Consider the following 23,931-nt stretch of genomic DNA (forward strand, 5'->3'; position numbering starts at 1 on the left):
TGTCAGAGAGTCAATATAGACAAGCAGCTGTAGATTATAACTCAGCAGTATTAAATTACTATGTAGCATTTGAAACATACAGATCATCACTTATTTAGTTAGATGTAAAAGAAAATTAAAAAAGTATAAAATATATATTATGTATGTTAAAATATTTTTATATACAAAATGAAAATAGTTGGAGGAAAAAAAGTGATAAAAAAATTACTGATAGTATCAACGACATTATTATTACTGTCATGCGGTAGCAATAATGCAAAACCTAAAACAAGAGAAAGTGCTGGAAAAAATATAAAGATATCTGAGATTATTCCAGAAAATATTGTTAGATTAAATATATCAAGTGGGGTTACAGAACCTTTAAATGAAATAAAAACAGTTACTAAAACTGGAGGAACAGTAAAGAAGATAAATTTTAAAAATGGAGATAGAGTACAAAAAGGACAAATAATATTAATTTTAGAAGACCAAGAGGTTCAATCAGCATATTTAAGAGCTCAAGCAACGTACATGGCAAATAAAGCGGACTTTGAAATAAAAGAAAAAAATTATATAAAGTTTAGACAACTATTTGATAAACAACTAATATCAGAAGATGAATATTTAGTAAAAAGATCAAATCATTTAACAGCAGAAAGTAATTTAAAAAATTCAGAAGCAACATATCTATCAGCTAAAAAAGATTATGAAGATTTAATTGTAAAAGCAAAGTTTACAGGAGTTGTAACAGATTTAAATTTAAAACTATATGAAAAAGTTCCTGCGAATACGGATGTAGTTACTGTAGTAGATAACAGCAAAATTTTAGTAAAAACAGGGGTATCTGTGCATGAAATAAATGAACTGTCAGTAGGGAATAAAGCTGAAGTAGATTTAGAAGGTGTAGAAAATAATTATTTTGGAAATGTTTATGAAATAAATCCTGTGGCAAATAAAGATAATAAAAAATATCAGATAAAAGTTGAAATTGATAATCCAGAAGGACATATAAAAAAAGGAATGTATTCAAAAGTTTTAGTTCAAACTGGAGTAAAAAACGGATATTTAGTTCCTAAAAATGCGATAGTTATAAAAGAGTTGTATTCGTATATTTTCATTGTTGAAGATGGCGAAGCTAAAAGAATAAAAGTTGATAGAGGATATTCAAATGGAGATAGACAAGAAATTTTAAGTGATGAACTTTATTCGAGTATGAAGCTAGTAATAGATGGACAATTTTTATTAGAAGATAGAGATAAAGTAAATATTTTAAACTAGGAGGCACAGATGAACATATCACAATTTTCAATAAAGCGTCCTGTAGTTACTATGATGATAATAATATCAATGGTTATTTTAGGAATATTGACTTTAGTTAATTTAAAAACACAACTTATGCCTAATTATAACATGCCTATGGCAGCTATAAGAGTAAGTTGGAAAGGAGCATCTCCAGATGACATGGAGAAATTGGTAACAAAAGAGATAGAAAAAGGATTAACAAGTGTTGAGGGAATAAAAAGAATTTCAACAAAATCAACAATGGGTAAATCAGCATTGACAATAGAGTTTGAATACGGAGTTATTATAGACAATAAAGTTAATGATTTAGTTACAGCTGTAAGTAGAATAAGAAATAGTTTACCAGATGATATTGATGAACCTGTAATAAGAAAAACTTCATCTTCTGGTGATAGAGTAATGCTTATTGGACTTAGAGGAGATGATCTAATAAATCTTAAAAGTTTTGCGGATAATGTTGTTATTCCAAGACTAGAAAGAATAGAGGGAGTAGGAACTGTAAGTATTTTTGGTGGATTAGAAAAAGAGATAAGTATAAATATAGATCCAGAAAGATTAGAGGCATATAATTTAAGTGTAACAGATTTATATAGCACTTTAAAAAGTGCAAGTTTAAACTTCCCATCAGGTTATATAAGAGAGGGAGATAAAGAGTATCTTGTAAAAGTTTCAGGTGAAGCAAAAACATTAGAGGACATTCAAGATATTGTTCTTAATAATGCTAATGGAGAAACGTTATATTTAACAGATGTAGCGGATGTTAAGTTAGGAATTAAAGATAGAAGTAGTTATGGAAGAACAGATGGAATTGAAAATATTATAATAAATATAGAAAAAAGTGATGTCGGAAATACAGTTGAAATTTCGAAAATAGCAAAAGAGGAACTTATAAAAATGGAACCTTTATTGCCAAAAGGAGCTTCATTTACTGTAAATAGAGATTCAGCAGTAGATATAACAAGATCAATAAATACAGTTAAGAATAATGCAATAACAGGATTAGTTTTAGCTGGAATAATTTTATTTATATTTTTAAGAGATTGGAGAGCAACTCTTGTAGTAACGGTAGCTATTCCAGTATCAATAATTGCAACATTTGGTTTCTTTGGAGCAAAAGGAATGACTCTAAATATTATATCTTTAATGGGATTATCATTGGGAGTTGGAATGTTAGTTGATAATTCAATTGTAGTATTAGATAATATATTTAGACATTTAACAGAGTTAGGGCAAGATAGAATGGAAGCTGCTGAAAATGGAGCAACAGAGGTTGTTATTCCAATTATAGCTTCAACAGCTACAACAATAGCTGTTTTTATTCCAATTGTAATTAGAGAAGGAAGAGCAAAAGAGATATATAAAGATATGGCTTACTCAATAACATTCTCATTGTTAGCTTCATTGATAATAGCTATAACATTTGTTCCTATGATTTCTAGTAGAATATTAAAATCAAAAGCAACAGTTCATGAAGAGGGAAAAGTTTTAAAGTACATAAAAGGTCACTATGAAAATATTTTAAGAGTATCTTTAAAGTTTAAATCATTAGTTTTGTTAGGAATGGTATTATTATTTGTTGGTATAGTAGGTTATGGATCTAAGAATATAGGTGGAGAGTTTATGCCTACAACAGATGATGGAATTTATACGATAATAGCTGAACTTCCAAGTGGGATGGATGTTGAAAAGTCAAATAGAGTAGCAAAAGAGTTGGAAGAGATTGTAAGTAAGGACCCTCAAACACAAAAGTTTATATCGTCAGTATCAAGTGAAGCAGTATCAGTAATTGTAGATATAGGACCTAAAAGTGAAAGAAGTAAAAAAGTTCAAGAAATTATGGGAGAAACAAGAAAAAAAGTTTCTCATATACCTGATGTGAAATTAAATTTAGTACCGAGAATGGCTTTTGGAAGAGGAACAGGAAGAGATATATCTCTGATCTTAAAATCAGATGATTTAAATCAATTGAGTTATGTTTCTAGAATGATAACAGAAAAGTTAAGCCAAAACTCAGGATTTACAGATATAAATAACTCTATGGTAAATGGAAATCCTGAAGTTAGAATTTTACTTGATAGAAAAAAAATGGAGTATTATGGCGTAAAAGTTAATGATTTAACTTTATCAGTTAGTTACCAGATATTAGGTGGAGCACCAATAAAAATAAAAACTGGAAACGAAGAGGTGGATGTAAGTTTAAGACTTGCAGAGGAGTTTAGAAACTCTCCTGAAAAACTTCAAGAGATGAGAATAAAATCTCAGAATGGCGGAGTAGTAAAATTAAAAGATATTGCAAAGCTTGAAATCGGAGAGGGAGCTTACGGAATAGAAAAAGAGGATAAGATTACTATGGTTACAATCGATGCCAATACAGCAAATGGATTAGATTTAGTAACAGGGCAAAAATATATAAGAGAGATTTTAGAGGAGGCAGGCTTACCTAGAACAATTTCATACTCATTTGGTGGAAGTGGAAGAAACTTAGTTGAAGTAAATGAGCAATTGAAGTTTGCATTTATGGTTGCGATGTTCTTAGTTTACTTTATATTGGCAGCACAATTTGAATCTTATATACTTCCCGCAATAGTTATGGGAACTGTACCACTTTCTATAATAGGAGTTTATAGTGGATTGTTATTAACAGGACAGAAAACAAATACGATGGTTTTTGTTGGAATAATAATGCTTGCTGGAATAGTTGTAAACAATGCGATAGTTTTAATAGATTACATAAAGATTCTAATAGAGAGAGAATATCCTTTAAACGAAGCTATATTAGAAGCTGGTAAAACGAGATTAAGACCAATATTTATGACAACAATGACAACAGTATTTGGAATGATTCCACTTTCGTTAGGACTTGGACAAGGAAGTGAGATGTATAAAGGAATGGCGATAGCGGTAATCTTCGGATTAGTATTCTCGACACTTCTGACATTGATTGTAATTCCTATACTATTTTATCTATATGAAGTAGGAAAAAAGAAAATTTCGAAGTATATCTAACATAGAATATAAAAAATGTTAGAGGAGTATCTTATGAAAAGAAAACTAAAATATCTACTTTTAGGACTTTTATCATTTGTGACTTATGTAGTTTCTGAAGCTGCAATAATTGAAAAAGAATTGGTATATAAGAAATATACGTTAACAGATTCTTATAAATATGGAAAAGCAACAAGAAGTTTTCAGTGGGAAAAGATTTCAGCTCATTTAGATAGGCTAGATAGTTTTCAAAGTCATAATGTTAGATTTGGAAGTTTAAAAAATTATAAAAATGTAAATGGATTACCACCTGTGGCAAAGCAGATAGCGATGGAGAAATATTCTAATGGTGCAAGACCTACAGTAAAAGATATCTATGGACACAGAAGAAACCAAGGAATTCCACTATATATTGCAGGAGAAATGGATAGACCAGAAAGATATGCACCAGATGGATCACTTGTATCAATAATTTCAAGAGACTTAGAATACTATAAAGTTGTTGTTGAAAATATAGATGGTGAATGGCTAATCCCTGCTAGATATGTAAAAGAGATTGAAGCTAAAAGTTTTTCAAAAGTTGTAGTGGTAGATAGAAAAAATCAAAATATTACAACTTTGGAAAAAGTTGGAGATGTTTGGAAAGTAAGAAGTATGAATCCAGCATCAACTGGACTTGATAATCCACCTCATCAGCTTCCAACGCCATTAGGTGTATTTGTTATACAAAGTAAAAAATTAAAAATGGATTATTTAAAAGATGGCAGTCAAACAGAGATAGAGGGATATGCTCCTTATGCGAGTAGATTTTCTGGAGGGGGATATATTCATGGAGTTCCAGTAAACTTGCCAAGAACAGAGATGATAGAGTATTCTCAAACATTAGGGACAACTCCTCGTTCACATATGTGTGTTAGAAATGCTACATCACATGCGAAATATATATATTCATGGGCAGAGATAAATAAAGGTTTAGTAATAGTAATTGAATAAATATATTGAAAAAGGTCAAGAATTGAGTATTCTTGACTTTTTTTGTGTAAAATGTTAAAATATAATGGGTTTTATTAGGAATAAAGTAGTAAATGGAGGTTTTTGTGTTAGGGAAAAAGTATTTAATGTTAGCTCTTATTTTAGGTTCAATATCAACAACATCTTTTGGTTTTACATTAAAGAATCCTACAAAGACAGAGGCAAAGGTATTACAGGTATCTAAAGAGGATACAGAAAAAAAACTATATCAAGAGATTGGATTAGCTGGTAAATTGGATTATAATGTATTTAAAACAGCTTTAAATGGTTACAATAAAATTGAAAGAAGAAGAAAAAATCTTCTAACTATAATAGATTACTCAAAGCCATCAACAGAGAAAAGATTCTTTGTAATTGATATGGAACAGAAGAAGATATTAGTGAATTCTCATGTATCACATGGAAAAAATAGTGGTGGAAATATAGCAACATCTTTTTCGAACAAAGTGAGTTCAAATAAAAGTTCATTAGGATTTTTCTTAACTGAAAATACTTATATGGGTGGAAATGGATATTCACTAGTTTTAAATGGACTAGAAAAAGGAATAAACGACAAAGCAAAAGAGAGATATATTGTTATTCATGGTGCGGATTATGCAAATCCTAAAATAGCAAAATCTCAGGGAAGGCTTGGAAGAAGTTTGGGATGTCCGGCGTTACCTAGAGATATATCAAAGAAAACTATTGATATGATAAAAAATGGTTCTGTTATATTTGCTTATGGAAATGATACTAATTATTTAGAGAGAAGTAGCTACGTATAAAAATATAATGATGTTAAAAAAGCTGAGACTATCTCAGCTTTCTTTTTTATAAAAATTTTGATCTTTAATATGAAGATCCATTTGTGGAAATGGAATAGAGATGTTAACTTCATCTAATGCAGGTTTTAATTTTTTTAAAATATCGAAATATGTATCCCAATAGGTTTGGTTTTTAGTCCAAACTTTTAATGCAATGTCGATAGAGCTATTATTATATTTTTCAATATTGATAAATGGAGCAGGATTTTTTAGAATGTTTTTATTATCTTTTATTAGATTATTTAAAACTTCAAAAACTAAATCGATATTACTTTCATATGCCACAGAAACAATAATTTTCATTCTTCGATTTGGAGTTTTAGAATAGTTTATAACTTGATTAGTTATAACATTACCATTAGGAATACTAACAATATCCCCACTGAAGGTTGTTATGGTTGTAGAAAAAACATCTATAGAGGATATAAGTCCGTAATTTCCAATAATTTCAACTTCATCATCAACAGAATATGTTTTAAATATAAGAATAATTAATCCACCAACAAAATTAGATAGATTATCTTTCAAAGCTAAACCGACTCCAATTCCAATACTTCCTAAAAAAGCGATTAAAGAACTTTGTTGAAAACCTATAATAAGTAATGAAATTATAAGTAATATAATAATAGATCCGGTATCGATTATTGATGATAAAAAAGTTCTGAAAGAGGAATCTATAGATTTAAATGCATTAGTTGTATAATATTTAGAAAGAGATTTTTTAAAAATCTTTCTACCTATTAAAAAGAAAATTAAAGCTAGTGAGAATCTAAAAACAAAAATAATTAAACTATTTGTTAAATTGATTAAAAACTCTTCACTAGTAAAAGTTTTCAAAACCTGTAATAAAAAACCTTCATAATGTTGTTCCATAAAATCACCTCAAGTAGTATTTTTTTATAAATAAAATTCTTTTAAAATAAAAACGGTTGCGAAGAGTTAAATAATGTGATACAATAACAAAAGTTTAAAAACTAAACAATTGTTTAAAGGAGGAAGAAATAGTGGTTAAGATAAGGTTGAAAAAGAAAAGACAGTTAATATCAACGTTTTTATTTTTTAATTTTATATTTCTTTCTTTTAAATATTATACATTATAAATAGGAGTGGTGACTACATTTTGTAGTTACTATTCCTATTTTTTTTAAAAAATGGGAGTGATCGTCGTGAAGAAAAACAATTTAACAAAAAAAATATTTTTTGCCTTAGTATTAGGAGTAACATTAGGTATTGGATTTTTATTTCTGAGAGAAAATTTAGTTCAGAGTGGAAGAGTTGAAACTTGGAATATAATAAATTCAATTTTATTCCAAGATATAACAAGAGCAGAAGGTGCAAAAGCTTTAGGAATATTTTATATAATAGGACAACTATTTATAAATGCGTTACAGTTGGTAATAATTCCAATGGTATTTACATCAATAATAATAGCTGTTACAAATATTCAAGATTCGAAAAGTTTAAAAAGAATATCATATAAAACATTTTTAGGATTTGGATTGAGTTCAGTTTTGGCTTTAGTGTATGCTTCAATAATTGGAATGATGGCTTATAAAGCTAAACTATTTTCAGCATCAATTCAAAATGTAAGTGTATCAGGAGGAGCGACATCTTCAAATCCACTTATGATTTTAATAAAAGCTATACCACAAAACATATTAGCTGGATTATCAAATAATGGAAACGTTCTTGTAGCTGTATTTTTGGGAATATCTGCAGGGATTATTTTAAATAAAATGAATGAAGAAGATTCTATTATAAAAAAAGGTGTAATTGAATTAAATAAGATGTCACAAATATTTTTAACTTTTGTTATAAATAAGTTTGCACCGATAGCTATTTTTTCTTTATTGGTTAGAACATTTGCTATCTATGGAATAGGATATTTAAAAATAGCAAGTATCTACTTTGTTTTGACAGCAATTACACTGTTAACATTCTTAGTTTTTGGATATTCGTTTATTGTTTGGATTTCAACAGGATTAAATCCAATTCACTTTATGAAAAAGATATCGAATGTGGCAATGTTTGCATTTTCAACTTCGTCATCAGCAGCATCACTTCCATTGAATACAAAAGCTACTATTGAAAAGTTAGGTGTAGATGAGGTTACAACATCATTTGTACTTCCGATGGGAATGACTGTAAATATGAATGGAACAGCAATTATGCAAGTTATAGCAACGCTGTTTATAGCAGGAGTAGCAGGATATGAGATTACAGTATTCAATTTAGTTACAATCTCTATATTAGCTTTACTGGCATCAATTGGAACTCCAGCAGCACCAGGAAGTGGAGCTATAATACTATTTACAATTTTAACAGGAATGGGATATAGCAATGAAGTAGCTGTATCAGCTTATGCAATAATTTTAGGAATTAATAGACCTTTAGAAATGCTATTAACAGCTTTAAATGTTGTTGGAGATAGCGCAGTTGCAGTATATGTTTCTAAAAGTGAAGGCAAGTTAGATTTAGAGAGATATAACTTAGAGAATGAGCAATTAGAAACTGTAAAATAGATGAGATATGGGAGTTAGATTTCTAACTCCCATATGTTTTAAATATATTATTTTATTAAGAATTCAAATAATTTTTTTGCAGCTTTTTCAGGTCCAAGTTTCTCAAGCCCCTCTATTCCTAGCCCAGTTCTTATTTGTCCAACTAATGTTTTATCATCAAACATTTTATCAAAATATTTATCTATAAGAATGTCTGTATCATCTTTTCTCTGAACAGGTCCAAATGGATTAGCAAAATATGATGTAACTAAACCGATTTCACTAGTTGTTCCCTTGGCATTACGAGCTCCGTTTATGAATGTAGGTTTTGCAACTATTGAATTTTCAAAGAACTCTAACTCTTCTCCCTCTTCATAGTTATTTGCGTATAAGAACATGTCTACAGGATATTTTTTTGTTATATCCGCATGAGTTGATATTGGGATAATTATACGTGAATTTATTTTATCAGGATTCATGAATATACTTCTATCAATCTCTTTATATGGATAGCCAATATCTAAATCATCAAGTCTAACGAAAGCTCCAATTTCTGTTCCAGATGCAGTAAGAGAGTTATTATCTAATTTTAAAACACCCATATCATCAAAAATGATTTTCATATCTTTAACATAATTCTCACTAAGTTTTCTGAATGCCTCTAGACTTTCAGATTTTCCGGCACCGCTATCTCCCATAATGATAACATTTTTCTCCAAACCGTTTTTAAATAGAAGATTAACCATAGCTCCATGAATTGGAAGGTAACCTGAATCAATCATTTTTAAGTTATGTAGAGTTAAAATCATTTTTTTCATATATCCAAAGTAATCGATTCCTTCGTTGAAATTAACATACCCTACCATGACATCGTTTTGAGAATCTTTATAAAACTCTGTTCTCATTTCTGAATGGAAATCTTTTACACCATACATATAAATGATATCGGGTTTCTTATCGATATATTCCTCTTTTTTAGCCAATTCAAAGAGGTTGCATAAAGTAACTCCTTGGGCCATAAAGTTGATATCAAAATATACAAATGCTAAAAGTTCTCCAACTTTGGCAGGGAAACATATCCAATTTTCTAAATTAAGAGTTAGATTTTCAATAGGATTTTCTTTATTTTCACAAAAAATTCCTTTTCGAGTATTTTTACCTGGGTATGTAATAAATGGTGGTTGTAAAACAATAGATTCAACAAATGGAATTTTTTCTAAAAAAGAATATTCCTTAGGACATTTCCAAGAGATATCGTTTAAAATAAGTCCAGCATTAACACCAGCATGTAATTGTCTGTAAACTCTGTGGTGCTCACCCAGAATATTTTCTTCAACAAGCCGATATGTTTTTAATATTAAGTTTGTAAAACTATTCATAGAGTCTATAAAATTGATGTTTTGAAGACCTAAACTAGTAGTTTTATTACGGATAATAGCATATCTTTCATATTTTCTCCAATAAGAATAAAGTCCCTCAATAAATTCAAAAAGAAGAGATTCTTTATTTAAAAGAGATGTAAGGGTAGGATCAAGTTTTGAAACCTCATTTTTTTCTAAGACGATTAAAAGTTTAAAAAGTCTAATCATAGTTCCAGATATATCTTCGCTGCAATTAGATTTTAAAAATTGGAAAACAGAGGTATTTTTACTTTCAATTGAGTGGATATATTTTGAAAGAACTTTTTTAAAAGATGAACTTGAAAGTAAGTTTTCAGATGTATCACAATACTTTGTTGAAAAATTTAAAATTGCACTATTTCTACCTATAAAAATTTCTTGTTTCATAAAATCCTCCTAAAATATATTTGCTAACTAGATTTTATGAAAAAAAAGTCAACAAGTCAAGAAAAAATAAAAATTTATTTTCTTTTTTGAAGAAGTGAAAATAAAAACTATACAAAAGTATAAATTTAATATATAATTAATACAAATCCTGTATATGTTTCTAATATGGTGAAACGTTTCTACAAGTTACCGAAAATAACTTACTATGGGCTTAATTTTGAAATTGTAAAACTTTCAATTTTAATTTAAGCTCGTGTGAAGCATGGGTTTAATTAAAATTGGAGGTTTTTATTTTTATGAGAAGTTTTTTTAGAGTTTTTGTAATAATTATTACAATATTTTTAGGAAAAAATTTAGAGAGTTTTGCTAATTTAAAAATTGGATTAGTTTTATCAACAGGTGGATTAGGAGATAAATCATTTAATGATTCTGCATATAGAGGATTAGAAATGGCTAAAAAAGATTTAGGAATAGATTTTAAATACGTTGAACCAAAAACTTCATTAGAGGACGAGGATTTTTTGAGAGAATATGCTGATGCAGGTTATGACTTTATAATTGGAGTAGGATTCCCAATGAAAGATGCAATAGAAAATGTTGCGAGAGATTATCCAGAGTTGAAATTTGCAATGATAGATAATAGTACAAGTGAAGAAAATGTAAAGAATCTGTTATTTAGGGAAAATGAAGGATCATTCTTAATGGGAGCTTTAGCAGCAATGATGAGTAAAACTGGAGTTGTTGGTTTTGTAGGAGGAATTGATATGCCTCTAATCAACAAATTTAAAGATGGATATGAGCAAGGTGCTAGGTACATTAATCCTGAAATAAAAGTACTGAGTGCTTATATAGGTGGAACATCAGCTTTTAGTGATCCATTGAAAGCAAATGAGATGGCAACTATGCACATAAAGCAAGGAGCTGATGTTTTATATCACGCTGCTGGTGGAAGTGGACTAGGAGTTTTAGAAGCTGCGAAAGATAATGGTATCTATGCGATTGGAGTAGACTCAGATCAAGATGATTTTATAAAAGGAACAGTATTAACATCTATGATGAAGAACGTAGATATAGCAGTATATAATACAGTTCAATCAATATTAAATAATGAATTTAAAGGTGGAGATTTCTATTACGGATTGGCAGAAGGCGGAGTAGGGACAACAGATTTTAGAAATACAAAAGATATAATTGGAACTGATAAAATAGAGAATTTACAGATAATTGTTGAGAAAATAAAGTCAAAAGAGATTATTATAAAATAAATGGTAGGGGAGATATTTCCCCTACCATTTATTTTTATACAGTAGCTTTTTTACTTTCTTTTACTCCTTTTAATCCAATCAAAATTAAAGATATGAAGAAAATCATAGTACTAAAAGTATAAACTAAACTCATATTTGTTAGTTTAAATCCTTCGGGTGCTACTAGGAAGTAACAACTAATCATAGCTGTCATGAATGAAGCTGGAATACCAGCAACCCAATAGTTTCTTTTTTTCTCTATGAAGTAAAATGTACAAGTCCAAAGTCCAAGAGTAGCTAATAATTGATTTGTAGAAGCAACATATCTCCAAAGAGTGTTAAAACCAAATTGAGATAAAAATCCAGCTAGAATAAATAAAGGAAGAGCAATAAGAAGTCTATTTTTTAAAGAGCTTTGATTGTAATTCAAAACCTCAGCAATAGTTATTCGAGCACTTCTGAATGCAGTATCACCTGTTGTAATAGGTAGAGCTATTAATCCGAATAGAGTAAAAATTAATCCATATCTACCTAAAAGACCAGTAATCATTTTACTTACAGCTACCATTCCTCCCCCACTAGAAGCTAGTCCATCAACACCATTAAAGAAACCTAATGAGATTGCGGCCCAAGTTAAGGCTACAAATCCTTCTAAATACATTGCAGCCATAAAAGATTTTCGACCATCTTTTTCACTCTTTAAGCATCTTGCAACCAGAATTGATTGAGTTGAATGAAAACCAGAAATGGCACCGCAAGAGATAACAACAAACATATAAGGAAAAATAGGTAAATTTTTAGGATGTAGATTAGATAGACTTATTTCAGGAATATTAACTCCTTTTATTAACATTGCTCCAATTAATAAAAACATCATTAAAACAAGTGCTCCGCCAAATAAAGGGTAAACTCTTCCGATGATTTTATCAATTGGCAATAGAGTAGCTACGATATAATAAGCGACGATTAGACCTAGCCAAAACGTTTTATTAACTCCAGTGAAAGATTGTAGTATTTCAGCTGGTCCTGTGATAAAAGCTACTCCAACAATAACTAAAAGAATAACTAAGAAGTATTTTGTAAAAGTTTTTGCAGCATTTCCAAGATATTTTCCAATTAGTTCTTGCATATTTTGACCATTATTTCTCATTGAAATCATTCCAGTATAGTAGTCGTGGACAGCTCCAGCAAAAATAGTTCCAAAAACTATCCAAAGAAAAGATGAACTTCCCCACATAGCTCCAGCTACTGCACCTGTGATAGGTCCTAATCCAGCGATATTTAAAAATTGTACAAGAAGACTTTTGAACCAGTTCATAGGGACAAAGTCAACGCCATCCTTTTTTGAGATAGCTGGAGTATCTCTATCATCAACTCCAAAGTTCTTTTCTAAATATTTACCATAAGTGTAATATGCGATAATTAAAACAATAACTCCCATAAAATAGCTTCTCATAATATCCTCCTTTATATTCTATTCGATAGTTGTTAACCAACTTTTATATTTTTCATTTTCACCACCAACTAGTTTGAAGAATTCCTCTTGAATCAATTTTGTTATTTTACCTCTGCTACCATTACCAACTTTAATGTTATCAACATTACTTACAGGAGTTATTTCAGCAGCTGTTCCAGTTAAAAAGATTTCATCTGCTAGATATAGAAATTCTCTAGGTAGAGTTTCATACTTAACAACCAATCCTAAATCTGTAGCAAGTTTTACAACGACATCTCTTGTAATCCCAGCAAGAGATGATGAAGCAACAGGCGGTGTCAAAAGTTCTCCATTTTTTACGAGAAATATATTCTCTCCACTACCTTCACTGATATTTCCAAGATAATCTAAAGCTAATCCCTCTTCAAAACCATTTTCTAAGGCTTCCATTTTTATAAGTTGTGAACTTAAATAGTTTCCAGAAGCTTTAGCTAGAGCTGGAAGAGTATTAGGAGCAGGTCTTCTCCATGACGAAACGCAAACTTTGATTCCATTTTGTAGTCCATCTTCACCGAGATAAGCTCCCCATTCCCAAGCCGCAATAATTGTTTCTACTGGGCAAACAGCAGGATTAACCCCAAGCTGATTGTATCCTCTGAAAACGAGTGGTCTAATATATCCACTTTTTAAATTATTTATTTTAATCGTATCTACAACAGCTTTTAGAAATTCCTCTTTTGTATAAGGAACCTCCATTCTATAAATTTTACAAGAATCATAAAGTCTATCAATATGCTCTTGCAATCTAAAAATAGCTGTTTTTCCATCTTTTAATTGATATAATCGAATTCCTTCGAAACATCCTGAACCATAGTGTAAAACATGAGATAAAACGTGTACCTTGGCATCATCATGTTCTTTAAATTCTCCATTGAACCAAATTTTTCCTGTGTTTATCATAATTATCTCCTCCCGAAATTTTATTAAATAAAAAAGGCTTGAATCTATTTAGACTCAAGCCATAAAATTACTCTGATTGCTCAAGCCTTAAATTTGTACTAAAATAAGGCTTGAATAGTTTAGAGAAAAATTTCAACTAAATTCAAACCGAAGAGCTTAATATTATAATTATCAGAGCTAGTAAAAATCCGAATTTTAATTTAGTGTTCATAAATTTCCTCCTTTTGTCTTTTTATTAAGACAGATAATAAACTATTTTTATACAAAAGTCAATAAAAAAATAAAAAATATTTTTTATTTTTCATAAAAAAGTTATTTTTTTAACAAGGATTGGTTAATGGATATTTTCGTAAATAATATTTATACTTCTTTTTTAATTTTCAATTTTTACATAAAAAAGATTATCATTAGAATATTCTTTTGAAATTAAATTTATGTAGTTAGATTCAATAGTCTGTGTGATAAAAATATTCTCATTATTAAATTGAAAAGATTCAGCTATAATTTGTGAATATTTTAATTTAAATTCTTCGTTTTGAATACGAATATAATATTTTCCTTTACTTAAAGATGAATCTTTTTTTAGATAATTTTTTTTATTTATTTCTGTTAAAAGATAATTTTTTTTAAATAAAATATCTAGAATATCTCTAACAACAGCATTTCCTGTAGGCAGTTTTCCAGCACCTTGACCATAAAATTTTAGTTCTCCAATAGTATCTCCAAAGATACTTCCTAAATTGAAGTTATTAGGAATAATTGCTTCCATTTTTTCATTTTTAAATGCAACTGGTTCAATATTAGCATAAAAAAGATTATCATGTCTTTTGCCTGTTGCAATTAGTTTGATGGTAGAATTAATTTTTCTGAAATATTCTATATCTGTTTTTGAGATATTTCTTATTCCAAATATATCGATATCTTCAGGATAAATATTAGAATTGAAGGCGATATTTAAAGTTATTTGAAGTTTTCTTAAAATATCAATTCCATCTATATCAGCAGAGGGATCGCTTTCAGCATAACCTAAATTTTGAGCGATCTTTAAAGTTTCTAGAAAGTCAGTTTCTTTATTTTTCATATTGTCTAAAATAAAATTAGTTGTTCCATTAAAAATTCCAGATACTTTATAGATATTGTCGATTTTTTTTGTTTCATATAAAGACTTAATCCAGGGAATACCACCACAAACACTAGCCTCAAATTTAAATTGAACATTATTTTTTTTAGCTAACTCTAAAAACTCATCAAGATATAGAGCTACAACTGATTTATTTGAGGTAACAACATGTTTTTTATTTTTTAGAGATTTAGTTATATATTCGTAGGCAGGATTTATTCCACCGATTGCTTCTACAACTAACTCGATTTCAGGGTCATTTATTATCTCGTCTATATCAGTAGTCATAATATCAAAAAAATAATCACTAATATTTTTAACTAGAATCTTTTTTATATTTATGGGAATCAAAAAAGATGTAGAATTACTGTTGATAATTTCATAAACACCACTACCGACTGTACCAAAACCTAATAAAGCTATTTTCATAAATTCCTCCTATCGTGTCCTTATAATAAAAACACTTGTTTTTAATTTGAAGACATGATATCATATTTGATAATTAAAATCAATAATTTTTTGGAGGGTGAAAAAATGGGATATATTAGTACGAGAGGAGAGAAAAAAAATTATAAATCTTCAGAAGTTATAAAAACTGGAATATCAATTGACGGTGGTCTTTTTGTAAAACAAGATATTCAAAAAATAAATTTATCGGTTATAAAAAATAAAACTTTCAAACAAATTGCCAAAGTAATCATAGCAACTTTTTTAGATGATTATAAAAATGATGAATTAGAAAAATTTATAGAGCAAGCATATAATAAAAAGTTTTCGGCAGAAGAGATTACTTTTTTAAAAAAAATAGACAATAATACCTATGTATTAGAACTTTTTCATGGACCGACATCTGCATTTAAGGATATAGCACTTTCAATACTTCCTTATCTTTTAAAAAGTGCGATAGAGAAGTCAAAAGAAAAAAGTAAAATATTGATTTTAACAGCGACATCTGGAGATACAGGAAAGGCAGCTTTAGAAGCATTTAAAAATATAAGTCAGATTCAAGTTATAGTTTTTTATCCTAAATATGGAGTAAGTAAAATTCAAGAAAAACAAATGTTATCACAAGAGGGAGACAATGTATTTGTGGTTGGAATAAATGGTAATTTTGATGATGCACAAAGTGCAGTCAAAAGTGTGTTTAATGATAAAAATTTAAAAGAAAAATTAAAGAATAAAAATATAGAGCTCTCTTCAGCTAATTCAATAAATATAGGGCGACTTATACCACAAATAGTATATTATTTTTATTCATATATGAAATTGATTGAGAGCGGAGAGATAAAGTTTGGTGAAGAAATAAATTTCTCTGTTCCTACAGGAAATTTTGGAAATATATTAGCAGGATACTATGCAAAGCAGATGGGATTGCCTATAAATAAATTAATTTGTGCTTCGAATGAAAACAATGTTCTTTATAATTTTCTAAAAACAGGAGTTTATGATAGGAATAGAGAGTTAAAAAAAACGAACACACCATCTATGGATATTTTAATATCGAGTAATTTAGAAAGAGTTTTATATCATTTAAGTGAAGAAGATTCGGAATATATAAATTATTTAATGGATTTATTAGATAAAACGGGAAAATATGAAATATTAGAAAGTTTAAAAATAAAGATGGATAATATATTTACTCCTAGTTATTCTGATGATAAAACAACTTTAGAAGTGATAAAAAGAGTATACGATAAATTTTCTTATATTTTAGACCCTCATACAGCTGTGGCTTTTAAAGGAGCTGAAGATTTCGCTAAATTAAACTCAAGGGAAAAAGTGATTGTATTATCGACGGCAAGTCCATACAAATTTAGTCGTGATGTATATAAAGCCATATTTGGAGAGATAGAAGAAGATGATTTTAGAGTGATGGAACTTCTCAATGAAAAGACAGGAGTTGAAATCCCCAAAAATTTAAAAGATTTAAAAGAAAGAAAAATTATTCATAATGTAGTTATAGAAAAAGAGGATATAAAAAGATATATAGAGGAGATGATGTTATGATAACGATAAAAGTTCCTGCAACAACAGCTAATATAGGTCCTGGATTTGACTCTTTAGGAATGGCATTCCAGTTGTATTCATATTTCAGTTTTAGAAAAATAGAGAGTGGAATTAAAATAATGGGTTGTGAAAAGGAATTTCAGAATGAAGAAAATTTAGTTTATAGAGCATTCAAATACACATCAGAAAAATTAGGGGTAAGCATAGATGGATTAGAGATTGAAATTAAAAGTGATATTCCTGTTTCTAGAGGATTAGGAAGTAGCGCGGCCTGCATAGTCGGAGGAGTTATGGGAGCGAATATTTTGCTAGGAGGAGATTTGTTACAAGAGGAGATATTTGAGATATGTACAAACTTAGAAGGTCATCCAGATAATGTAGCTCCTGCAATATATGGTGGATTAACAGCATCTTTTATGGAAAAGAATAAGCCGTATACAGTTAATTATGATATCCATAAAGATATCTATTTTTATGCAATAATCCCAGATTTTCAAGTTTCTACAAAAGAGTCTAGAGAGATACTTCCTGAGACAGTGCCATATAAAGATGCAATTTTTAATATCTCAAGAGTTGCAGTTTTATTAAAAGCTTTTGAAAAAGGAGACCAAGAGTTAATAAAAAGATCATTAGTGGATAATCTACATGAAAAATATCGAAAACTTTTAATTTATGAATTTGACAAGGTGAAAGATATCTGTGAAAAAAGTAAGAATATAGGTTTTTTTATAAGTGGATCTGGATCGACAGTTATAAATATTAGTAAAGACACTAATTTTGATAAAGAGATTGACTATGATTTGAAAAATTTAAAAAATAATTGGAGAGTTAAGAGTTTAGAGATAGATTTTAAAGGAGCTGTTCAGATGTAAAAAAATCCCCCATCCATAGATTGATGGGGGATAGTTTTTAAATTTGTGATATAACATTTTTTATTTTTTGAGCCAAACCATAGATTTTATATTTAGGTATACTACAAATAGCAAGTCTAATAGCACCAGGAATAATAATAGTAAAAATATTTTCATCCTTTAGTTTATCTGCCATTTTTTCATCGCTAATATTGTCAAAAGGGATTGTTATAAAAAATCCACTTTTATATGGTAAAGTTTTAAGATTTGCAGCCGCAGCCTCACCAAGGAAAATATCAGTTCTATCTTTTAACATATTTTTCATATAAGTTTGTTCTAAAAGAAGTTGTTTATATTTTTTCTTATCAAGAACGATATTGCTAAATAAAGTCATACCACCTTTTGGGATATTAGACCAAACACTTCTACAAGTGTAAATACTAGCATCTAGGAAGTTGTTTATAGTTTCAGCAGATGAAGAGATTGCTATTTGTGCTCCAACTCTAAGTCCATAACAGCAAAATGATTTAGACATGCTGAAAGTTATCATAACTAGTAGATTACTAGGCAAATCTTGATAAAAATCTTTAAAGTTATTAACCTTATTATTGAAGTCCATATAAGCAATGTCATTTATTAATATAATATTACAAAGAGAGCAAGCTTCTCTCAGAATTTGCATAACCTCTTTAACTTCATGAGTTGACATAGTGTATCCAGTTGGATTATGACAAGGATTATTAAGAATAATCACTAAATTTTTTTGAATTTTAGCTAATTCAATTACAGAATTTTTGAAATTTATAAGATCGAATTTTCCTTTGCTATTAAATAAAGAATAGGTTTGGAATCCTCCACCAACCTCTTTACTCATAAGTTTATAAGAACTCCACATATAATTTGGAAGTAAGACAACTTCACCAGGATTTATATAGTTTCTAAATGTGTTATATATAGCACCACTTCCTCCAGGAGTTGCAATAACTTCTAAAAAATTATTATCTAGATTATTTGAATAGTTTTTTCCTAAAACATATTGTTTAACAGCTTCGATAAATCTTTCTTCACCACTTATACTTGAAGAATAGTTAAAAAGCTCTTTATCTGAAAGATTTTTATATTCTTTATTAACAATATCTAATGTATGCATCTCTTCGTTATCGTTGTAAAATATTCCTAAAGTTCCATTTATAACATTTTTTTGACCATATTTTTTAGATGCTAAATCAGCATTTTTTGCGATTTGGAATCCATTATCAAATACTTTTTTAGTTTTAGAGTGTTCTGCCAACATAAAAATCACCTCATAAATTTTATTTTTCAAGTTAATTTTAAATGAAAAAATAAAATAAGTCAAGAAAAAATAGAATATTTTTTCTAATAAAAAAATAAATAAAAAAATATTTTCAAAAAGTAAAAATAAAAAAGGAAGAAAAAATCTTCCTTATTATTTTCATTTAAATTAAAACTCTTCTAATCTTCTTTCATACATATATTGAGCAAAAGTTATATCATAAACCTGTAGCATCTCTAGATAATCTTCAAATAATCTTTTAACAAGAAGAGGAACTTCATCTATAGGAATTATAAGGTTAGGGATTTCAAAAGCTAAAGATTGAACAGATTCAGTTAAAATTCCTCCCATATAGACTTGCATACAATCTGTTAAAACATCATTAATTTTCTTTTTTAAACCTATAAAACCTAAAGGAGCAACAGGAATACCAGCACAAGAACTAGGGCATCCTGAAATTCTTATATTTTTAGCCTCTTTAAATATAATTCTTTTATACTGAGGATATTTAGTTGCTAAAGAATCTAATTCAATACCAATAGCATCAGCAACAGCAACAGAGTCTTGAACACCAATCATACATATTTTAGCTCCAACACATGCTCTAATTTGTCCTCTAATAGAGAATGATTCAGTAACTATTTCTGGAATCTCAGTATTTAGAAACTCATATATATAAGGAAGTGCAGATTTGTGAACTAATGGAACAACTAAATTTTGATTGATCGTTGCTCTTATTAAAGGAGCGTTAATTTTCTCTAAAAGAGTAACTAACTTTTTAGAATGTTCTTTTGTTAAATCTCCATTTTTTACATAAAGAACAAGAGATACAATATCTTTAAATTTAGTTTCTTTCGTACAGATATCTTTCCATTGGTTAAAATTATCACTAGAATTAGTTAGATCGAATTTATTTAAATTTAAGATATAATTTGTATAATTTACAGCTTCAATATGACCATTTTCTATTTTTTCCTTGTTAAAATATTCTAGGAATATTTTTCTAAATCCTTCAATACCAACTTTTTCAACAAGGAATCTAAGTCTAGCTTGCATTCTATTAACTCTGTCTCCACGGTCATGGAAAAGTTCAATCATAGCTTTAACAGCTTTTAATAAATCTTCTTCAGGTAAGAATTCAAGTAAAATATGTCCAATTTTACTACCTCTTCCCATTCCACCACCAGCAAAAACTTTAAATCCTTTTTTTCCATTGATCTCTTTAGCTACAAATCCCATATCTTGGACAGCCATAACAAATTCATCTTCAGTGTTATTAGAGAAACCAATTTTTAATTTTCTTCCAAAATCAAAAGCTTTATCCATCAGGAAAACTTCATTTTCAATCATTTTTGCATAGGGAGCAACATCGAAATTACTTTTTTTATCTACACCAGTGTATGTAGAAACTAAAATACTTCTGAAAGTATTTCCACCTCCACCTCTAAAGTACATCTCTTTTTCATTACAAAGGTTAATTGTTGATTTTACTTTATCGAATTCAACTTCGTGAAGTTGATAGTTTTGTCTAGTAGAAAGATGTAAGTAAGGTATATTTTCACTATACATAATATCAACTAAATTTTTAAAATTCTCCTTTGAAAGTTCGCCTCCAACAGCTTTCAATCTAAGCATCATTTTTTTACCTTTTTGTTCATAAATCCCAAATTTAGATCCTTTCTTTTTTAAATCAGGGGATTTGATGATGTTGTTTGAGTAGTCTGTGATTCCTGTTTCAAGTTCGAGATACTCTTTTTCAATTTCGTGCAGTTTACTTTTAATTCTTTCCATAATAAAACTCCTTTATTAGAACATATTCTTTTTTAGTATTTTACAACTTTTTGAATAATAATTCAACAAAAGAATTTGTTTTTTACAAAAAATTAACTCTAAAAACTATACAAAATAAGTTTTAATATGTTATAATAGTACAACATTAACTAAAAACGGGAGGGTAAAATGAAAAAAGTATTATTAATGATTTTTTGTTTATCACAATTAGCTTTTGCTTATAAAGCGAAATCAGAAGATTTAGGAAAATATTCGATAGAGGGATACAAACCACAAATTGAAGAAGCTATAAAGAAATCGGGGGTAACTTTTGATAATTTAGGAGATGTATACGAGGCACCTAATTTGGGATATTATAATTTTGCGACGATAGAAAAAGATGGAAAAGTTGTAGCTTATACTGGATTAACACATGTAAAATCTTATAATAAGCATGAGGCATTAATAACAGTTATATCTCCAGAAGGAAAGTTACTAGGTTTTTATTTACCAGATGCAAATGACAAACATCAGAATGTTCACGATCAAGAATGGATAAATAAATATTTAGGAAAAGCTGCCGAAGAATTACCAGTGGATTCTTTAGCGGGATCAACATTCCATGCAAATAGTGTAAATGGAGAACTTAGAAATACATTAAAAGCTTTTGATTATAAAAAAGCTGATTTTAAAAAATAAATTCAAAATAAAAAAGCCCTAAGGGGCTTTTTATTTTAAGAATTTATCTCCCCATAAGGCTATTTCATAATAGATTTTCAGCATAGATTTTCCTGTTTCTGATAGGGAGTATTCAACTCTGAGAGGTATTTCATCAAATTGTGTTCTTATTACGATATTTTTTTCTTCTAAAAGTTTTAACGTATTGGAAAGCATTGTGTTTGTTATTGTAGGTAAGGCTCGTTTTAATTCTCCAAAACGAAATTTTTCATTTCTTTCGAGTTCATAAATTACACGAGTGGTCCATTTCCCACTTAGAAGTTCAAGGGTTTTTATAATTGGACAATTTTCATCGTTATAAGGTGTTTGAATTTTTAATTTGAATTCTTCAAATGTCATGTGATCACTCCTTTAATAGTATGAAAAAACATACTTAGTATTAAAAAAAATAGTAATTGTTAATAAAAAATAAATAAGGTATCATATGTACAGCATATCTTTATGAAGTTAGCAAGCTATTAAAATTATACAAGGAGGATTTATTTATGGTATTTAAAAATCTTGCAGAAAAAAGATTTACAGTAAGAAAATTTACAGATAGAATTGTTGAAAAAGAGAAGTTAGAGTTAATTCTTGAAGCTGGAAATATGGCTCCAACAGCAAAAAATCAGCAACCTCAAAAAATATATGTGCTTCAAAGTGAAGAGGCGATAGAAAAACTTTCAGAATTGACTCCCTGTGGTTATGGTGCGAAAACTATTTTTATATTTGCATATGATAAAAATGAAGAATGGAAAAATCCTTTAGTTGAAGGAGAGAGCTCAGGAATAGAAGATGTGAGTATTGTTGCGACTTATATGATGCTTCAAGCTGCTGAACTTGGACTTCATACTTGTTGGGTGAATTTCTTTTCACATAATAAATTAGAAGAAGCATTTAATCTTCCAAAAGATGAAAAAATTCTTCTGATTATGCCAATAGGATATGCGCCTGAAGGAACTGTACCGTTTCCAACACATACAAAGAAGAAAAATCTTGATAAAATTGTAAAATATATTTAGTAAAAAAATTTACTAAATATCGACATAATTCTGAAACAAAAATTTTGTATTATAAGTTATAACATAAAATTTTGTTAAAGGATGTGAGAATGTGACTATAATTTTACTTATTTTAATCATTTTTTTATTAACAGAAAGAAGAGAAAATATTACATACGATTCTATAGGAACTAGAAAGGGTAGTTTTAGTTTAATCTATTTTTTAGTAGGAATTTTTATAGTTATGATAATAGGTCATATAATAACATTTTTCGGAACTAGATATCTATATTTAAATGGCATGTCACCATTTATATTTAGAGGGTTTGGAAATTTTTTATTAGGTTGTTAGGATAAAAAAACTAAAAAATAGGAGAAGAAATGAAGAGTAATAAAATAGAATTTGGATTGATGATTTTGGTAGGGATGATATTTTTAGGAAGTACGATTTTAACTAAGATTTCGGTGGTTTGATAAAAAGGGGCTTTTTTTAAAGCCCCTTTTTAGTTATGTTATTTATAGAAGTTTTCACCCATTTTCCAGCAATCTCCGACTTTATCACCAAGTTTGTAGTATGACTTAGTAGGCATTTCAAAAAGTATAGGTTTTAGAAGATCGTAGTTAATGTTTCCATTTTCATTTAAGACTTCAGGTTTTATATGCGTATGTCTAACTTTAAAGATATATTGATTGTGCTCCTTAGTTTCAAAATTATCAGTTAGTTCACACTCCATAACAATAGGAGAAAGATTGATCATAGGAACATTTCGTATTCCCATAGTATATTCAAAAACATTTGATTTATCAACTTTTCTACCACTAACTATCCCAACAAAATCTGTAGCTTCTAGCATCTCTTCTGTAACTATATTCACAGAAACAGCATATTTATCCTTAATAATTTCATTGCTAAAATGAAGCTTATTGATACTTAGCATAATCGAATCTAATCCAATAAGTCCAACATGAGCAACATTAATCCAATTAATTTTCTCATCTTCATCAATCATTCCTACAACTACAGTGGGAGTAGGATATAAAGCAACAATTGGTCCAGCATTTTTCCACATAAAATCACCTCGTATAATGAAGATATAAAAATCTTCATCAATTTATTTGTTATAATTTACTAAAGTGCTGTGG

20 protein-coding genes and 1 riboswitch are annotated in these 23,931 nt (G+C 28.7%); of the genes, 11 read left to right on the forward strand and 9 right to left on the reverse strand.

The annotated features are described in order from the left end of the window. Positions 1-192 precede the first annotated feature (192 nt). The 4 genes from L992_RS06375 (at position 193) to L992_RS06390 (ending at position 6,062) form a co-directional block, all read left to right on the forward strand. Positions 193-1,257 carry an efflux RND transporter periplasmic adaptor subunit gene (locus L992_RS06375; protein ID WP_047395101.1) on the forward strand — a complete coding sequence of 355 codons (1,065 nt, stop codon included), beginning with the start codon at positions 193-195 and terminating at the stop codon, positions 1,255-1,257. A 9-nt stretch (positions 1,258-1,266) separates the two neighbouring features. Then, a complete protein-coding gene (locus L992_RS06380) occupies positions 1,267-4,287 on the forward strand; it encodes an efflux RND transporter permease subunit (protein WP_047383225.1) in 3,021 nt (1,006 codons plus the stop codon). Positions 4,288-4,320: 33 nt separating this feature from the next. Then, a complete protein-coding gene (locus L992_RS06385; RefSeq protein ID WP_047383223.1) occupies positions 4,321-5,259 on the forward strand; it encodes a L,D-transpeptidase in 939 nt (312 codons plus the stop codon). A 104-nt stretch (positions 5,260-5,363) separates the two neighbouring features. Continuing rightward, the gene (locus L992_RS06390) at positions 5,364-6,062 is read left to right on the forward strand and encodes a murein L,D-transpeptidase catalytic domain family protein (RefSeq protein ID WP_231549764.1); all 699 of its coding nucleotides are present in this window, start codon (positions 5,364-5,366) and stop codon (positions 6,060-6,062) included. A gap of 33 nt (positions 6,063-6,095) precedes the next feature. Here the strand turns inward: L992_RS06390 and L992_RS06395 are convergent, their stop codons facing one another. Continuing rightward, on the reverse strand, positions 6,096-6,974 hold the full coding sequence (locus tag L992_RS06395; RefSeq protein ID WP_052191754.1) for a mechanosensitive ion channel family protein: 879 nt from the start codon (positions 6,972-6,974) through the stop codon (positions 6,096-6,098). A gap of 293 nt (positions 6,975-7,267) precedes the next feature. Here L992_RS06395 and L992_RS06400 point away from each other — a divergent pair, with 293 nt between their 5' ends. Next, positions 7,268-8,623, forward strand: coding sequence for a dicarboxylate/amino acid:cation symporter (locus L992_RS06400; protein ID WP_197053389.1), 1,356 nt, complete (start codon positions 7,268-7,270; stop codon positions 8,621-8,623). A gap of 47 nt (positions 8,624-8,670) precedes the next feature. Here L992_RS06400 and L992_RS06405 read toward each other — a convergent pair whose 3' ends face one another. After that, on the reverse strand, positions 8,671-10,389 hold the full coding sequence (locus tag L992_RS06405; protein ID WP_047383220.1) for a phosphoenolpyruvate carboxykinase: 1,719 nt from the start codon (positions 10,387-10,389) through the stop codon (positions 8,671-8,673). Positions 10,390-10,517: 128 nt separating this feature from the next. Next, positions 10,518-10,615: riboswitch (purine riboswitch) on the forward strand. Between the two features lie 70 nt (positions 10,616-10,685). On the opposite strand from L992_RS06405, the gene L992_RS06410 reads away from it, so the two are divergent. Next, complete coding sequence (locus L992_RS06410) at positions 10,686-11,654, forward strand: BMP family protein (protein ID WP_047383219.1); 969 nt, start codon at positions 10,686-10,688, stop codon at positions 11,652-11,654. A gap of 34 nt (positions 11,655-11,688) precedes the next feature. On the opposite strand, the gene L992_RS06415 is transcribed toward L992_RS06410, so the two are convergent. The 3 genes from L992_RS06415 to L992_RS06425 all read right to left on the reverse strand — a co-directional run bounded on the left by L992_RS06415 (position 11,689) and on the right by L992_RS06425 (position 15,577). Continuing rightward, the gene (locus L992_RS06415) at positions 11,689-13,089 is read right to left on the reverse strand and encodes a carbon starvation protein A (protein ID WP_047395104.1); all 1,401 of its coding nucleotides are present in this window, start codon (positions 13,087-13,089) and stop codon (positions 11,689-11,691) included. Between the two features lie 18 nt (positions 13,090-13,107). Then, positions 13,108-14,028 (reverse strand): branched-chain amino acid transaminase, encoded by a 921-nt coding sequence (locus L992_RS06420; RefSeq protein WP_047395107.1) that lies wholly within the window; start codon positions 14,026-14,028, stop codon positions 13,108-13,110. Positions 14,029-14,401: 373 nt separating this feature from the next. Beyond that, positions 14,402-15,577, reverse strand: coding sequence for a homoserine dehydrogenase (locus L992_RS06425; RefSeq protein WP_047395110.1), 1,176 nt, complete (start codon positions 15,575-15,577; stop codon positions 14,402-14,404). A 105-nt stretch (positions 15,578-15,682) separates the two neighbouring features. Between L992_RS06425 and thrC the strand changes: the two genes are divergently transcribed. Next, entirely contained in the window at positions 15,683-17,155 is a 1,473-nt protein-coding gene (thrC, locus tag L992_RS06430) for a threonine synthase (RefSeq protein WP_047395113.1), read from the forward strand. Then, positions 17,152-18,027: a homoserine kinase gene (gene thrB / locus L992_RS06435; protein WP_047383210.1), complete on the forward strand. Its 876-nt coding sequence runs from the start codon at positions 17,152-17,154 to the stop codon at positions 18,025-18,027. Before thrC ends, thrB begins: the two co-directional genes overlap by 4 nt. Before the next feature lie 37 nt (positions 18,028-18,064). On the opposite strand, the gene L992_RS06440 is transcribed toward thrB, so the two are convergent. Together L992_RS06440 and L992_RS06445 are read right to left on the reverse strand one after the other, a co-directional pair. Then, a complete protein-coding gene (locus L992_RS06440) occupies positions 18,065-19,300 on the reverse strand; it encodes a pyridoxal phosphate-dependent aminotransferase (protein ID WP_047383208.1) in 1,236 nt (411 codons plus the stop codon). A gap of 168 nt (positions 19,301-19,468) precedes the next feature. After that, positions 19,469-21,091 (reverse strand): nitrite/sulfite reductase, encoded by a 1,623-nt coding sequence (locus L992_RS06445; RefSeq protein WP_047383207.1) that lies wholly within the window; start codon positions 21,089-21,091, stop codon positions 19,469-19,471. 168 nt (positions 21,092-21,259) lie between these two features. On the opposite strand from L992_RS06445, the gene L992_RS06450 reads away from it, so the two are divergent. Then, the gene (locus L992_RS06450; protein WP_047383205.1) at positions 21,260-21,769 is read left to right on the forward strand and encodes a hypothetical protein; all 510 of its coding nucleotides are present in this window, start codon (positions 21,260-21,262) and stop codon (positions 21,767-21,769) included. Positions 21,770-21,799: 30 nt separating this feature from the next. Here L992_RS06450 and L992_RS06455 read toward each other — a convergent pair whose 3' ends face one another. Next, positions 21,800-22,147 carry a helix-turn-helix domain-containing protein gene (locus tag L992_RS06455; RefSeq protein WP_047395116.1) on the reverse strand — a complete coding sequence of 116 codons (348 nt, stop codon included), beginning with the start codon at positions 22,145-22,147 and terminating at the stop codon, positions 21,800-21,802. Between the two features lie 146 nt (positions 22,148-22,293). On the opposite strand from L992_RS06455, the gene L992_RS06460 reads away from it, so the two are divergent. Together L992_RS06460 and L992_RS06465 are read left to right on the forward strand one after the other, a co-directional pair. Next, complete coding sequence (locus tag L992_RS06460) at positions 22,294-22,809, forward strand: nitroreductase family protein (protein ID WP_047395119.1); 516 nt, start codon at positions 22,294-22,296, stop codon at positions 22,807-22,809. A 91-nt stretch (positions 22,810-22,900) separates the two neighbouring features. Further along, a complete protein-coding gene (locus L992_RS06465; protein ID WP_047395122.1) occupies positions 22,901-23,140 on the forward strand; it encodes a hypothetical protein in 240 nt (79 codons plus the stop codon). Between the two features lie 160 nt (positions 23,141-23,300). Here L992_RS06465 and L992_RS06470 read toward each other — a convergent pair whose 3' ends face one another. Beyond that, on the reverse strand, positions 23,301-23,858 hold the full coding sequence (locus tag L992_RS06470; RefSeq protein WP_047383191.1) for a flavin reductase family protein: 558 nt from the start codon (positions 23,856-23,858) through the stop codon (positions 23,301-23,303). Positions 23,859-23,931: the final 73 nt, after the last annotated feature.

Origin of the sequence: Cetobacterium sp. ZOR0034, assembly GCF_000799075.1 — a bacterium.
Taxonomy (GTDB): Bacteria; Fusobacteriota; Fusobacteriia; order Fusobacteriales; family Fusobacteriaceae; genus Cetobacterium_A.

Excerpts from the sequence above, each read along its gene's own strand:
- L992_RS06380 (WP_047383225.1), top strand. The coding sequence starts at position 1,267 with ATGAACATATCACAATTTTCAATAAAGCGTCCTGTAGTTACTATGATG.
- L992_RS06385 (WP_047383223.1), top strand. The coding sequence starts at position 4,321 with ATGAAAAGAAAACTAAAATATCTACTTTTAGGACTTTTATCATTTGTG.
- L992_RS06395 (WP_052191754.1), bottom strand. The coding sequence starts at position 6,974 with ATGGAACAACATTATGAAGGTTTTTTATTACAGGTTTTGAAAACTTTT.
- L992_RS06405 (WP_047383220.1), bottom strand. The coding sequence starts at position 10,389 with ATGAAACAAGAAATTTTTATAGGTAGAAATAGTGCAATTTTAAATTTT.
- L992_RS06410 (WP_047383219.1), top strand. The coding sequence starts at position 10,686 with ATGAGAAGTTTTTTTAGAGTTTTTGTAATAATTATTACAATATTTTTA.
- L992_RS06415 (WP_047395104.1), bottom strand. The coding sequence starts at position 13,089 with ATGAGAAGCTATTTTATGGGAGTTATTGTTTTAATTATCGCATATTAC.
- L992_RS06420 (WP_047395107.1), bottom strand. The coding sequence starts at position 14,028 with ATGATAAACACAGGAAAAATTTGGTTCAATGGAGAATTTAAAGAACAT.
- L992_RS06425 (WP_047395110.1), bottom strand. The coding sequence starts at position 15,577 with ATGAAAATAGCTTTATTAGGTTTTGGTACAGTCGGTAGTGGTGTTTAT.
- thrC (WP_047395113.1), top strand. The coding sequence starts at position 15,683 with ATGGGATATATTAGTACGAGAGGAGAGAAAAAAAATTATAAATCTTCA.
- thrB (WP_047383210.1), top strand. The coding sequence starts at position 17,152 with ATGATAACGATAAAAGTTCCTGCAACAACAGCTAATATAGGTCCTGGA.
- L992_RS06440 (WP_047383208.1), bottom strand. The coding sequence starts at position 19,300 with ATGTTGGCAGAACACTCTAAAACTAAAAAAGTATTTGATAATGGATTC.
- L992_RS06445 (WP_047383207.1), bottom strand. The coding sequence starts at position 21,091 with ATGGAAAGAATTAAAAGTAAACTGCACGAAATTGAAAAAGAGTATCTC.
- L992_RS06450 (WP_047383205.1), top strand. The coding sequence starts at position 21,260 with ATGAAAAAAGTATTATTAATGATTTTTTGTTTATCACAATTAGCTTTT.
- L992_RS06455 (WP_047395116.1), bottom strand. The coding sequence starts at position 22,147 with ATGACATTTGAAGAATTCAAATTAAAAATTCAAACACCTTATAACGAT.
- L992_RS06460 (WP_047395119.1), top strand. The coding sequence starts at position 22,294 with ATGGTATTTAAAAATCTTGCAGAAAAAAGATTTACAGTAAGAAAATTT.
- L992_RS06470 (WP_047383191.1), bottom strand. The coding sequence starts at position 23,858 with ATGTGGAAAAATGCTGGACCAATTGTTGCTTTATATCCTACTCCCACT.